Here is a 13161-nt window from a genome sequence, read left to right as displayed (position 1 = left end):
CCGCGGACGATGAGGTGGGGTAGCGATGAACGCGCCGTACGACGGTGACCGCGGGCAGGGCGCGGGTGGTGACCAGCGGGGCCAGTACCCGCCGCCCCCGCCTGCCCCGGACTCGTCCCGTCCGGGCCCGTACGCCCAGGACCCCTACCTCCGGGACGCGTACGCCTCCCATCCCTACCCCGAGCACGACCCGGCCGCCCAGGACCCGGTGAGCGACGCGCTGTACGACCGTGCCGCGCACCCCCCGCCGCCGCCCGGCACCTACCAGAACACCTTCCCGCTCCACCAGCAGCAGCCCGCGCCGCAGCAGGGCCCGGACCCCCGGCAGTGGGCGCCCGCGCCGCAGCAGCCGGAGGCGCCCGCGCGCCCGTACGGTGACGACCCCACGACGCAGTTCGCCGGAGTCGGCGGCCTCGCCGGCCAGGCGTCCCCGGACGAGCGCCCGGAGCGGGACGCCTTCGCGCACCTGTACCGGGACCAGCAGCAGCCGTACGAACCGCAGCGCCCGTCCGGTCAGCCGATCCCGGCGCCCGGCCAGTACGCCGCAGCGGCCCCGCAGGTCCCGCCGCCGGTGCCCGAGCCCACGCCCGTCTCCGAGACCGAGGCCCCTTCGGCCCCGGCGAAGGGCGGCAAGGCGGCGAGCCTGCTGAAGTCGAGCGCGGTGATGGCCGCGGGCAGCTTCGTCTCCCGCATCCTGGGCTTCGCCCGCAACCTCGTGATGGCGGCGGCGCTCGGCGTCGGCACCCTCAACGACAGCTACCAGGTCGCCAACACCCTGCCGACGATGATCTACATCCTCGTCGGCGGCGGCGCGCTGAACGCCGTGTTCATCCCGCAGCTGGTGCGGTCGATGAAGAACGACGAGGACGGCGGCGAGGCGTACGCCAACCGGCTCTTCACCCTCGTCGTGGTCCTCATGGGCGCGGTCACGACCGTCTGTGTGCTGGCGGCTCCGCTGCTCGTCCGGATGATGATGCCGGACAACAGCGACAGCCCCGGCCAGCTGGACGTCGCCGTGGCGTTCGCCCGCTACTGCCTGCCCACCATGTTCTTCATGGGCGTGCACATCGTCATGGGCCAGATCCTCAACGCCCGTGGCAAGTTCGGCGCCATGATGTGGACCCCGGTCCTCAACAACGTCGTCGTCATCGCCACCTTCGGCGCGTTCATCTGGGTCTACGGCGGCTTCGTCACCAGCCGCGTCAGCGCGGCCAACATCCCCCCGGAGGGCGTGCGGCTGCTCGGCATCGGCACCCTGCTCGGCCTCGTGGTGCAGGCGCTGGCGATGTTCCCGTACCTCCGCGAGACCGGCTTCCGGCTCCGGCTGCGGTTCGACTGGCGCGGCCACGGCCTCGGCAAGGCCATGGGGCTCGCCAAGTGGACGTTCTTCTTCGTCCTCGCCAACCAGCTCGGCATGGTCGTCGTCACCCAGCTCGCCACCCGTGCGGGCGCCCTCGCCGAGAGGGCGCACCACCAGGGCACCGGCATCACGGCCTACAACTTCGCGCTGCAGCTCTGGCAGATGCCGCAGGCCATCATCACGGTCTCGGTGATGACCGCGGTGCTCCCCCGGATCTCCCGCGCCGCCCACGACGGCGACGTCGCGGCCGTCCGCGACGACCTCTCCCACGGTCTGCGCACCTCGGCCGTCGCGATCGTGCCCTGCGCCTTCGCCTTCCTGGCGCTCGGCGTGCCGATGGCCACGCTGATGTTCTCCAGCTCCGGCACCGGCGGCGCCACGAACATCGGCTTCATCCTGATGGCCTTCGGCCTCGGCCTCATCCCGTACTCCGCGCAGTACGTGATCCTCCGCGGCTTCTACGCCTACGAGGACACCCGCACCCCCTTCTACAACACCCTGATCGTCGCCGGCGTCAACGCGGTGGGCGCCGCCGCCAGCTACGTCGTCCTGCCGGCCCGCTGGGCCGTGGCGGGCATGGCCGCCTCGTACGGGCTGGCCTACGCCGTGGGCGTCGTCGTCGCCTGGCGCCGGCTGCGCACCCGCCTCGGCGGCGACCTGGACGGCTCCCACGTCATCCGTACGTACGCCCGCCTGGCCGGTGCGTGCATCCCCGCCGCCCTCATCGGCGGGGCGATCGCCTACGGCATCGGTGAAGTTCTCGGCCACGGATTTGTCGGTTCGCTCGCCGCTCTGATCGGTGGAGGTCTCATCCTGATCGGCGTCTTCTATATCGCCGCGAAGCGGATGCGCGTCGAGGAGCTGACCGCCATGGTCGGTATGGTCCGCGGACGGCTCGGACGCTGACCGGAGCACAACCATCGCCCGCCGCCGCGTGTCGTGCATAGCGCCGGACTGTGGGCACAATTGTCTTGGCTGTGGACAGCGTGCAACGGATGGGGAGGCAGGAACGACGGTGGCGGAACGGAGCACAGCTGCCGTCGACGTGGCAGACACCAGCGGCGGCAAGCCGCTGACCGCCAAGGCGGAGAAGGCCACGACCGACGGGGCGCAGGCCGCGATCAAGACCGGTACGCAGAAGGACACCGCGCGCGCGGAGACCCAGGACGCCGCGCGCGACGCCAGGACTCCCGAACTCCACAGCGGCCACAAGCTCGCCAAGCGGTATCGCCTGGAGGAGTGCGTCACCCGTCTGGAGGGATTCAGCAGCTGGCGCGCGGTCGACGAGAAGCTCCGCCGCGCGGTCGGCGTCCACCTGCTGCCCGCCGACCATCCGCGGGCCCGCCCGGTGCTCGCCGCCGCCCGTTCCGCCGCCCTGCTCGGCGACCCCCGCTTCGTCCAGGTCCTCGACGCCGTCGAGGAGAACGACCTCGTCTACGTCGTCCACGAGTGGCTGCCCGACGCCACCGAACTCAGCTCCGTGCTGGCCTCCGGCCCCATGGAGCCGCACGACGCCTACCAGCTCGTCAGCCAGGTCTCCCAGGCCATGGCGGCGGCCCACCGCGAGGGTCTCGCACACCTCCGTCTCCACCCCGGCTCCGTGCTGCGCACCGAGTCCGGGCAGTACCGCATCCGCGGCCTCGCCGTCATGGCCGCCCTCCGCGGCATCTCCTCCGAGCGCCCCCAGCGCACCGACACGGAGGCCATCGGCGCCCTGCTGTACGCCGCGCTGACCCAGCGCTGGCCCTACGAGAACAACGCGTACGGCCTGCCGGGCCTGCCCAAGGGCACCGGCCTCATCGCCCCCGACCAGGTGCGGGCCGGAGTCCACCGCGGCCTCTCGGAGCTGGCGATGCGCGCGCTCGTCAACGACGGGGCCACCGCGTCACGACAGGAAAAGCCGTGCGCCACCCCGGAGGAGCTGGCCAAGGCGGTCGCCGCGATGCCACGCATCCGGCCGCCGGAGACGTCCTTCACCACCCCGTCGAGCGGCTACCCCCGCACGACGTACCAACAGGGCACGTACGGCGGTCCGCCGACGCGCGCGGGCCGGTCCGTGCAGCCCGCTCCGGTGCCCCCGCCGCCTCCGCTCCAGAGCCGCACGGGGCGGGCACTGAAGTGGTGCGTCTCCGCGCTGCTCATCGCGGCGTTGGGGCTCGGCAGCTGGCAGTTGGCGGACACGCTGCTCAAGGAGGGGGACTCCTCGAGCGGGAACCACGCCCCGTCGGACGACAGCGAGAGCGACAAGAAGCCGGCCATAAAGAAGCTGCCCATCAAGCAGGCGACCGAGTTCTCGCCCAAGGACAGCCCCATGGCCGAGGCCAAAGCCTCCTTCGCCGTCGACGGTGATCTCAACACCGCCTGGTTCACCAAGGCCTTCTACGGCCACTCGAACTTCGGGAATCTCGACAATCGCTCGGATGGCAGCGGCATCGTCGTCGACCTCGGCAGCATCAAGAACGTCACCGGCGTCGACGTGACCATGTATCGGTCGGGCCAGACCGTGGAGGTGCTCGGCGCCGATCCCTCGGTATCCGCTCCCTCGCAGCTCAACGACTTCCAGACGAACATCATCAAGCGCGATCAGGTCGGCGGCGAGCTGAAGGCGAACGCCGACAAGCCGGTGAAGACGCGCTACGTGCTGATCCACATCACCGATCTGCCGCCGGAACCCGGCGGCGGCTCCTACCGAGGCGGCATCTCGGAGATCAAGATCCTCGGAAGCTAGCGGCTCCGAGCCCAGGGGGAGGGTCTCGACGTTGGACGACGCCACACGCGACGGCACAAGCGACGCCGACCTCCTCGCCCTGCACGTGGCCGGCGACCCCGAGGCCTTCTCGGAGATAGTGCGGCGCCATCGCGACCGGCTCTGGGCCGTGGCGCTGCGTACGCTCGGCGACCGGGAAGAGGCCGCTGACGCCGTTCAGGACGCGCTGGTCTCCGCCTACCGGGCCGCCCACACCTTCCGTGGGCAGTCCGCCGTCACCACCTGGCTGCACCGCATCACCGTCAACGCCTGTCTGGACCGGGCCCGCAAGGCCGCCTCCCGGCGCACCGCACCGCTCGCCGAGACCGAGCGGCTCGAGCAGCTCCTCGAACCCCATGAGTCCGCGGCGGCGCCCGCGGAGCGCGGCGATCTGCACCGTGAGCTGCTCCAGGCACTCGCCACCCTGCCCCCCGATCAGCGCGCGGCGCTCGTCCTCGTCGACATGCAGGGCTATCCCGTCGCCGAAGCGGCCAGGGTTCTGGGCATCCCCGTCGGCACCGTGAAGAGCAGATGCGCGCGAGGACGGGCCCGGCTGCTGCCCATGCTCACCCATCTGCGCGCGGACGGCATGGGTAGCCCGCCCCTCGACGGGGGAAGGAACCGGTCGCAGGGGGCGTCCGTCCCACCACCGGCAGGACAGAGTGACGCGGATCCAGTGAAGGGTGGAGGTGGGCGAGCGTGACTTCGACGACCGGCACGGATGAGCACCCGGAGGTCGCGGAGATCTCCGCGCTCACCGAAGGCGCACTGTCGCCGTCGCGGTCCGCGGATGTGCGGGAGCACTTGGCCGACTGTCCTCTGTGCGAGGACGTCCGGATCTCCCTGGACGAGATCCGGACCCTGTTGGGCACGCTTCCCGGTCCGCCCCGGATGCCCGACGACGTCGCGGGCCGCATCGACGCGGCCCTCGCCGCGGAGGCTCTCCTCGACTCCACCACACACTCCACAGCCGACTCCGAGGGCGCCGACACGCTGGTTTCACGTGGAACAAGCGCACCCGGGCACGTTTCACGTGAAACGGCGACTCGGCCCCCGCAGCAGGTTTCACGTGAAACCGCGGCGCCCGCATCGGATCGTGTTTCACGTGAAACCAGCGACCGCCGCCCGGCCGCACACCCCCGCGGCACGACCGGGCCGGGCCGGCGGACGCCGTCTCCCAGTGGGCCGCGCACGGTTCGCTCACGCCGGTGGCCCAAGGTTCTCCTCGGCACGGCGTGTGCCGCCGCCGTGCTCGGGGTGGGCAGCCTCTTCCTCCCGTCCGGAGGCGATGGAGGACACCAGGGCGACCCGCAAGCGCTGCGGGAGAGCCTGCCTCCGGTCGTCCTCGCCTCGGGTGACCTCAAGACCCGGGTGCACGATCTGCTGAAGATGTCCTTCAAGGCCACCGAGACTCATGGCAAGAGCTCCGAGAACGCTCCCGAGACGACGATGCGCGACTCCGGCACCACCGCTCCCGCCTGTATCCAGCAGGGCATCGGCCGTCCGGAGCCCTCCCTGGCCGCGCAGCCGGACAGCTACAAGGGCGAGAACGCCTATCTGGTGGTCATGCCGCACCCCACCGACGCGGCGCTCGTCGACGCCTATGTCGTCGCTTCGCACTGTGTCGAGACCTCTCCGGCGGCCCCGGGGAAGGTCCTGCTGAAGCAGACGCTGCCGCGCTCCTGAGCCGTTGCGGACCGAGCTGTCGCCTCTCGGGAATGCTCGCCCCGTAGGATCCGTTGGGTGGGGTGAGACCCCGCAAGGACCCGAGACAGCAGTCGGCAGACAAGGAAGACTCCCGTGAGCGACGTCCGCAACGTGATCATCATCGGTTCCGGGCCCGCGGGTTACACCGCCGCGCTCTACACCGCCCGTGCCTCCCTGAAGCCGCTGGTCTTCGAGGGCGCCGTGACCGCCGGCGGTGCGCTGATGAACACCACCGACGTGGAGAACTTCCCCGGCTTCCGCGAGGGGATCATGGGCCCCGACCTGATGGACAACATGCGGGCCCAGGCCGAGCGCTTCGGCGCCGAGCTGATCCCGGACGACGTCATCGCGGTCGACCTGAGCGACGAGATCAAGACCGTCACGGACTCCGCCGGCACCGTCCACCGCGCCAAGGCCGTCATCGTCACGACCGGCTCCCAGCACCGCAAGCTCGGGCTGCCGCGTGAGGACGAGCTGTCCGGCCGCGGTGTCTCCTGGTGCGCCACCTGTGACGGCTTCTTCTTCAAGGACCAGGACATCGCCGTGATCGGCGGCGGCGACACCGCGATGGAGGAGGCCACCTTCCTCTCGCGGTTCGCGAAGTCCGTCACCGTCGTGCACCGTCGTGACAGCCTGCGCGCCAGCAAGGCCATGCAGGAGCGCGCCTTCGCGGACCCGAAGATCTCCTTCGTCTGGGACAGCGAGGTCGCCGAGATCCACGGCGAGAACAAGCTCTCCGGTCTGACTCTCCGCAACCTCAAGACCGGTGAGACCTCCGAGCTGCCCGTGACCGGCCTGTTCATCGCGATCGGCCACGACCCGCGCACCGAGCTGTTCAAGGGCCAGCTGGACCTGGACGACGAGGGCTACCTCAAGGTCGACGCCCCCTCCACGCGCACCAACCTGACCGGTGTGTTCGCCGCCGGTGACGTCGTGGACCACACCTACCGCCAGGCGATCACCGCCGCCGGTACCGGCTGCTCCTCCGCTCTCGACGCCGAGCGCTACCTCGCGTTCCTCGCGGACGGCGAGAGCGTCCGGGAGCCCGAGAAGACCGCCTGAAACCCCACCCCCCACCCCGTAGAAGATGTAAGGAGACCTCCGTGGCTCTCAAGGCCGTAACCGACACGTCCTTCGATGAGGACGTCCTCAAGAGCGACAAGCCCGTCCTGGTGGACTTCTGGGCCGAGTGGTGCGGCCCGTGCCGCCAGATCGCCCCCTCCCTGGAGGCGATCTCCGCCGAGTACGGCGACCAGATCGAGATCGTCAAGCTGAACATCGACCAGAACCCGACGACCGCCGCCAAGTACGGCGTCATGTCGATCCCGACGCTGAACGTCTACCAGGGTGGCGAGGTCGTCAAGACCATCGTCGGTGCCAAGCCCAAGGCCGCCATCGAGCGCGACCTGGCCGAGTTCATCTCCGCCAAGTAAGCAGCAGCTCTGTTTCACGTGAAACGGGCCCGCCCCTTTCAAGGGGCGGGCCCGTTCGCATGTCAGCCGGAGGGAACCGCCTACAGCGGCCGGAGAGCGGGCTCCTTCTGTACCGCGCCGAGCAACCGGTCCAGTGCCAGCTCGACGTCTTCCTTCCAGGAGAGCGCCGTACGCAGTTCCAGCCGCAGCCGGGGGTAGCGGGGGTGGGGCCGTACGGTCTTGAAGCCCACTGCCAGCAGGTGATCGGCGGGAAGCACACACGCCGGCTCCTTCCAATGGGCATCGCCGAACGCCTCGATCGCCTTGAAGCCTCGCCGGAGGACATCCTTGGCGACGGTCTGCACCATCGCCCGCCCCAGCCCCTGGCCCTGATAGGCCGGTGCCAGCCACGCGGTCATCAACTGCACGGCGTCCGCAGCGACAGGGCTCGTGGAGAACGTCGCCGAGCGAGGGACATAGGCGGGCGGAGCGTAGAGCACAAAGCCCACCGGCACCTCGTCGACGTACACCACCCGGCCACAGGATCCCCACTCCAGCAGGACGGCCGAGATCCAGGCCTCCTTCTCCAGCTCCGGGCGGCCCGCCTTCAGCGCGGCTTCACCACTGACGGGGTCCAACTCCCAGAAGACACAGGCACGACAGCGCGCGGGAAGATCCGGGAGGTTGTCCAGCGTGAGCGGTACGAGCCGACGCCCCATGGAGCCAAATCCTCATTTCCGTCGCGTGCCACACCCCGGGCGGCGCTCAGCGCGCTGCGCTCCCTGAGAAGACTGCCGACGAATCCGCCGACTGCTCCCAGGCCAAGGCCCGTTGCCACCAGTCCGGTCCGGCTCACCGTTCGCATGGACTCGCCCTCCGTGAACTGTGTCCAACGTGGATGCGCCATACCCAACGCATCGTATCCGGGCGGCGATTGAGCGAAAAGCGGAGGAAGGCAAAGGGCGGGTTGTGTTCCACGTGAAACACAACCCGCCCGAAGTCATCGTCTACCGACGCCTACTCCGCGCCCGCCTCTTCCTGGGCGGAGAGCTTCTGCTCCAGCACACGGCCCTCACCGGGGGCGAGCGTGCCGAGAATCCGCTCCAGATCCTCCATCGAGGCGAACTCGACGACGATCTTGCCCTTCTTCTGCCCGAGGTCGACCTTCACCCTGGTCTCGAAGCGGTCCGACAGCCTCGAGGCCAGGCTGTTGAGCGCCGGGGAGACCCGGGCGCCGGCACGCGGCCCCTTGGCCTTCGCGGAGCTCCGGTTGCCCGGCTTGATCAGGGTGACGATCTCCTCCACCGCACGCACCGACAGGCCCTCGGCCACGATGCGGGTGGCGAGGCGGTCCTGCTCCTCGGAGTCGTCGATCGACAGCAGCGCACGGGCATGACCGGCGGAGAGCACACCCGCCGCGACCCTGCGCTGCACCGCCGGCGAAAGCTTCAGCAGCCGCAGCGTATTGGAGACCTGAGGCCGCGATCGCCCGATCCGGTCCGCCAGCTCGTCATGGGTGCAGTGGAAGTCCTTGAGCAGCTGGTCGTAGGCGGCCGCCTCCTCGAGGGGGTTCAGCTGGGCGCGGTGCAGATTCTCCAGCAGCGCGTCGAGGAGCAGCTTCTCGTCGTCGGTCGCCCGGATGATGGACGGGATCTTCTCCAGCCCGGCCTCGCGGCAGGCCCGCCAGCGCCGCTCGCCCATGATGAGCTCGTAGCGCTCGGGAGCCAGCTGCCGTACGACCACCGGCTGGAGCAGTCCGACCTCGCGGATGGAGGTGACCAGCTCGGCCAGGGCGTCCTCGTCGAACACCTCGCGGGGCTGACGGGGGTTGGGCGTGATGGAGTCCAGCGGCAGCTCGGCGAAGTGGGCCCCGGCCGCGGTCCCCTCCTCCACGGGCTCGGCCACCGTGGACGGCACCGCTCCCGTTTCACGTGAAACGGCGACGTCCTCCACGGACAGGGAGGTCACCCTCGGCGCGGTCATGGTGCGCTCGGCCGTCAGCACCGGCACCGCGGTCGGCGACGTCGCGCCGTGCCCCACGGCCGGCACCGCGCTGTCCGGGGTCTTCGGTGCCGCCGGAATCAGCGCACCGAGCCCACGGCCCAGTCCTCTACGTCGCTCGCTCACTGAAGCCCCTCCGACATGCTGTGCTGGTCCTGCTGTGGTTGACGGCCCACCATGTGGGCCTTACTGCCGTCGTATCGCACGCCGATCCCCCGCAGCGCGATCTCCCGGGCCGCCTCCAGATAGGACAGCGCCCCGCTGGAACCCGGGTCATAGGTGAGAACGGTCTGCCCATAGCTGGGCGCCTCGGAGATACGCACCGACCGGGGGATGCTCGTGCGCAGCACCTCATGGCCGAAGTGGGTGCGGACCTCGTCGGCCACCTGGGAGGCCAGCCGGGTCCGGCCGTCGTACATCGTCAGCAGGATCGTCGACACATGGAGCTTGGGGTTGAGATGCCCCTTCACCAGCTCCACGTTGCGCAGGAGCTGGCCCAGGCCCTCCAGCGCGTAGTACTCGCACTGGATGGGGATCAGCACCTCGGCACCGGCGACCAGCGCGTTGACCGTCAGCAGACCGAGCGAGGGCGGGCAGTCGATGAGGATGTAGTCCAGCGGCTGCTCGTAGGCCTGGATCGCCCGGTCCAGCCGGCTCTCACGGGCCACGAGCGAGACCAGCTCGATCTCGGCGCCCGCCAGGTCGATGGTGGCCGGGGCGCAGAACAGCCCCTCGACGTCGCGCACCGGCTGCACCACGTCGGAGAGCTTCCGGCTGTCGATCAGGACGTCGTAGATCGACGGGACATCGGCGTGGTGGTCGATGCCCAGCGCCGTCGAGGCGTTGCCCTGGGGATCCAGGTCGATGACGAGCACGCGGTTGCCGTGCAGCGCCAGCGATGCCGCCAGGTTCACGGTCGTGGTGGTCTTGCCCACCCCGCCCTTCTGGTTGGCGACCACCATCACCCGGGTCTGGTCCGGCCGGGGCATCGGGGGCGACGGCGTTTCACGTGAAACGGCCTCACCGGCGGCCAGGGGACCGGGATCGGCCCCTGGATCGGTGTCGGCAGGACGGGGACCGGGGACCGGGTCGGCCATCGGCCCCGCGATATTGGCGTCGGACCGCAAGGATTCACTCTCCTCGACATCAGGCTCGCAATGAACAGAGCCTGCCATGCTTTCGGGGTCGTGAACCAGCGAGGCCCGTTCTCCTGTGGATGAATCCACTGCGCCTGTGGATGAACCTGGGCCTTCGGGCGTCCGATGGCCGCGCGGAGCATCCTCCATGCGACCACGACCGATGATTCCCAGCAGCAAGGAGCGACGTTTCACGTGAAACACGATGCACCGGACGCTCCGCTACAGGGTCACGACACTCCGTAATGGGTAGTTTTGGCAGCTTGTATGGAGCACGGCCAAGCTGCCGGACGACGGGCCGTCGGGGCTCAGCGCCTGCGGCGCGTGGCCCTGCCGACCCGGGCCGCCTTGGCCCGCTTCGCCGCGAAGCGCACACCGCCGGGGCTCTCGCCGACCTCGACCCGGACCACGGTGGACAGCGGGTCCACCACGCCCTCGCCGACCTGGAGCACCGAGGTGCGGACGACGCCGAGCTTGCTCAGCGCGGCGCGGGCCCCCTTGAGCTCCTCCTCGGCCGTGTCGCCCTTGAGGGCGAGCATCTCCCCGTACGGACGCAGGAGCGGCACGCCCCAGCCGGCGAGGCGGTCCAGCGGGGCCACCGCGCGGGCCGTCACCACATGGACGGGCTGCACCTTGCCGAGCATCTCCTCGGCGCGGCCGCGGACGACCGTCACATGGTCCAGGCCCAGCAGCTCCACGACCTCCTGGAGGAAGGTCGTGCGCCGCAGCAGCGGCTCCAGCAGGGTGATCTGGAGGTCGGGGCGCACCAGGGCCAGCGGGATGCCGGGGAGGCCGGCGCCGGAGCCCACGTCGCACACCGAGACGCCGTCGGGCACCGCCTCGGAGAGCACGGCGCAGTTCAGCAGGTGGCGCTCCCAGAGCCTCGGCACCTCACGGGGACCGATCAGGCCGCGCCGCACGCCCGCGTCCGCGAGCAGTTCCGCGTACCGGATGGCCTCTGGCAGGCGGTCGCCGAAGACCGCCCGCGCCTCCGGGGGTGGCGGGGGGAGCTCCGCTGCCTCTTCCACGGGGAACCGTCCTTCCGTACGACGTCTCTCTGAGCGTCAGAGTCTGAATATCAGGCTGACAAGGATCGGCCCCGCCTGCGAGCAGACGGGGCCGTACCCACCTGGAAGTGGGATATAGAAGGGTAAAGATCAGGCCGGGAGGACGATCACTCGGCGCTGAGGCTCTTCGCCCTCGGACTCGCTGCGCAGCCCCGCGGCGGCCACCGCGTCATGGACGACCTTGCGCTCGAAGGGCGTCATCGGGTCGAGCTTGACGGCCTGGCCGGTGCTCCTGGCCTCTTCCGCCGCCTTGGCGCCCACCTGCGCCAGCTCCTCGCGCTTGCGGGCCCGGAAGCCCGCGATGTCGAGCATGAGGCGGCTGCGGTCACCGGTCTCCCGGTTCACCGCCAGCCGGGTGAGCTCCTGGAGCGCCTCCAGCACCTCGCCGTCGCGGCCGACCAGCTTCTGGAGATCGCGGCTGGTCGAGTCGCTGATGATCGACACGGCAGCGCGGTCGGCCTCGACATCCATGTCGATGTCGCCGTCGAGGTCGGCGATGTCCAGCAGACCCTCGAGGTAGTCGGCCGCGATCTCGCCCTCCTGCTCCAGGCGGGACAGGGTGTCGGTGCCCTCGGCGGCGGCCTCACTGGTCTGACGCTGCGTGTCCGTCACGGTGGACTCCTTCATTACTTCTTGGACGGGTGCTTGGGTCGCTGCGGGCCCTTGCGCTGCCCGGACTTGGCGGTGCGGGAGGAACCGCCGCCCTGCTTGGGCTTGGCGTCCCCGGGCTCCTGCTTCTCCAGCGAGGGCGAGGACTTCTTCTCCTCGGCGCCGGAGGACTGGTCGGCCTGCGGGGTGCTCGCGAGCTGGCGCTTGGCCTTCGGCTGCCGCTTGGGCTGCTGCCGGTTGGCACGGGCGACCTCGGCGGCCTTCTTCGCCTCGACCTCCGCCGGGTCCTCCTTGAGCTTGCCCTTGGCCCGCAGCCGCTCCTGGCGCTGCGTGAAGGCGATGCTGCCCGGGGTCGGGTTGCGGCGGATGACGAACATCTGCTGACCCAGGGTCCACACGTTGGTGGTCAGCCAGTAGACGAGGACACCTACCGGGAAGTTGATGCCGAAGACGGCGAACATGATCGGGAAGACGTACATCAGCATCTTCTGCTGCTGCATGAACGGCGTCTTCACCGTGAGGTCGACGTTCTTCGTCATCAGCTGGCGCTGGGTGTAGAACTGCGACAGCGACATCAGGACGATCATGATGACCGTGACGACCCGGACGTCGGTCAGCGTGGCGCCCAGCGCCTCGACCTTGGACGCGTTGTCCATGAACTTCACGGACAGCGGGGCACCGAAGATGTGCGCCTTGCGCGCGCTGTTCAGCAGGTCCGTGTTGATGACACCGACGACCTTGCCCTGAGCGATGTGGTTCAGGACCTGGTACAGCGAGATGAAGAAGGGCGACTGGGCCAGAATCGGAAGACAGCTCGAGAGCGGGTTGGTGCCCGTCTCCTTGTAGAGCTTCATCATCTCTTCGGACTGGCGCTGCTTGTCGCTCTTGTAGCGCTCCTGGATCGCCTTCATCTTCGGCTGGAGCGCCTGCATGTTCCGCGTGGCCTTGATCTGCTTCACGAAGAGCGGGATCAGGCAGATACGGATCAGTACCACCAGCGAGACGATGGACAGACCCCACGCCGCGCCACTGTCCTTGTCGAAGATCAGACTGTAGAACGAGTGGAACTGGACGATGATCCAGGAAACAGCGGTATAGAGAGGACCGAGGATCGTGTCCACGA

At 69.6% G+C, this 13161-nt stretch carries 12 protein-coding genes; 6 read left to right on the top strand and 6 right to left on the bottom strand.

Annotated elements, in window-relative coordinates; all coding sequences use genetic code 11:
- Nucleotides 1–25: 25 nt before the first annotated feature.
- The 6 genes from murJ to trxA all read left to right on the top strand — a co-directional run bounded on the left by murJ (nucleotide 26) and on the right by trxA (nucleotide 7246).
- Entirely contained in the window at nucleotides 26–2266 is a 2241-nt protein-coding gene (gene murJ / locus DXZ73_RS22320) for a murein biosynthesis integral membrane protein MurJ (protein ID WP_116212858.1), read from the top strand.
- A gap of 109 nt (nucleotides 2267–2375) precedes the next feature.
- The gene (locus DXZ73_RS22315; protein WP_116212857.1) at nucleotides 2376–4088 is read left to right on the top strand and encodes a protein kinase family protein; all 1713 of its coding nucleotides are present in this window, start codon (nucleotides 2376–2378) and stop codon (nucleotides 4086–4088) included.
- Nucleotides 4089–4119: 31 nt separating this feature from the next.
- Nucleotides 4120–4809, top strand: a complete 690-nt coding sequence (sigM, locus tag DXZ73_RS22310; protein WP_116212856.1) for an RNA polymerase sigma factor SigM — start codon at nucleotides 4120–4122, stop codon at nucleotides 4807–4809.
- On the top strand, nucleotides 4806–5792 hold the full coding sequence (locus DXZ73_RS22305; RefSeq protein ID WP_116212855.1) for an anti-sigma factor family protein: 987 nt from the start codon (nucleotides 4806–4808) through the stop codon (nucleotides 5790–5792). The genes sigM and DXZ73_RS22305 overlap by 4 nt, the downstream gene beginning before the upstream one ends.
- A 114-nt stretch (nucleotides 5793–5906) precedes the next feature.
- Complete coding sequence (gene trxB / locus DXZ73_RS22300) at nucleotides 5907–6875, top strand: thioredoxin-disulfide reductase (RefSeq protein ID WP_116212854.1); 969 nt, start codon at nucleotides 5907–5909, stop codon at nucleotides 6873–6875.
- A 41-nt stretch (nucleotides 6876–6916) separates the two neighbouring features.
- Nucleotides 6917–7246: a thioredoxin gene (gene trxA, locus DXZ73_RS22295; RefSeq protein WP_116212853.1), complete on the top strand. Its 330-nt coding sequence runs from the start codon at nucleotides 6917–6919 to the stop codon at nucleotides 7244–7246.
- An 80-nt stretch (nucleotides 7247–7326) separates the two neighbouring features.
- Here trxA and DXZ73_RS22290 read toward each other — a convergent pair whose 3' ends face one another.
- The 6 genes from DXZ73_RS22290 to yidC all read right to left on the bottom strand — a co-directional run bounded on the left by DXZ73_RS22290 (nucleotide 7327) and on the right by yidC (nucleotide 13159).
- Nucleotides 7327–7944, bottom strand: coding sequence for a GNAT family N-acetyltransferase (locus tag DXZ73_RS22290; RefSeq protein ID WP_116212852.1), 618 nt, complete (start codon nucleotides 7942–7944; stop codon nucleotides 7327–7329).
- 298 nt (nucleotides 7945–8242) lie between these two features.
- A complete protein-coding gene (locus tag DXZ73_RS22285; RefSeq protein ID WP_116212851.1) occupies nucleotides 8243–9352 on the bottom strand; it encodes a ParB/RepB/Spo0J family partition protein in 1110 nt (369 codons plus the stop codon).
- Nucleotides 9349–10401 (bottom strand): ParA family protein, encoded by a 1053-nt coding sequence (locus DXZ73_RS22280; RefSeq protein WP_116212850.1) that lies wholly within the window; start codon nucleotides 10399–10401, stop codon nucleotides 9349–9351. The genes DXZ73_RS22285 and DXZ73_RS22280 overlap by 4 nt, the downstream gene beginning before the upstream one ends.
- A 269-nt stretch (nucleotides 10402–10670) precedes the next feature.
- Nucleotides 10671–11390 (bottom strand): 16S rRNA (guanine(527)-N(7))-methyltransferase RsmG, encoded by a 720-nt coding sequence (gene rsmG / locus DXZ73_RS22275; protein ID WP_116212849.1) that lies wholly within the window; start codon nucleotides 11388–11390, stop codon nucleotides 10671–10673.
- 129 nt (nucleotides 11391–11519) lie between these two features.
- Nucleotides 11520–12041, bottom strand: coding sequence for a protein jag (locus tag DXZ73_RS22270; protein ID WP_240351438.1), 522 nt, complete (start codon nucleotides 12039–12041; stop codon nucleotides 11520–11522).
- A 14-nt stretch (nucleotides 12042–12055) separates the two neighbouring features.
- Complete coding sequence (yidC, locus tag DXZ73_RS22265; protein ID WP_116212847.1) at nucleotides 12056–13159, bottom strand: membrane protein insertase YidC; 1104 nt, start codon at nucleotides 13157–13159, stop codon at nucleotides 12056–12058.
- Nucleotides 13160–13161: the final 2 nt, after the last annotated feature.

This window comes from Streptoverticillium olivoreticuli subsp. olivoreticuli (assembly GCF_003391135.1).
Taxonomy (GTDB): domain Bacteria; phylum Actinomycetota; class Actinomycetes; order Streptomycetales; family Streptomycetaceae; genus Streptomyces; species Streptomyces blastmyceticus.
Note: the sequence above shows the minus strand (reverse complement) of the source record. Positions and strands in the feature narration are given on the sequence as shown.

Excerpts from the sequence above, each read along its gene's own strand:
- murJ (WP_116212858.1), top strand. The coding sequence starts at position 26 with ATGAACGCGCCGTACGACGGTGACCGCGGGCAGGGCGCGGGTGGTGAC.
- DXZ73_RS22290 (WP_116212852.1), bottom strand. The coding sequence starts at position 7,944 with ATGGGGCGTCGGCTCGTACCGCTCACGCTGGACAACCTCCCGGATCTT.
- DXZ73_RS22280 (WP_116212850.1), bottom strand. The coding sequence starts at position 10,401 with ATGGCAGGCTCTGTTCATTGCGAGCCTGATGTCGAGGAGAGTGAATCC.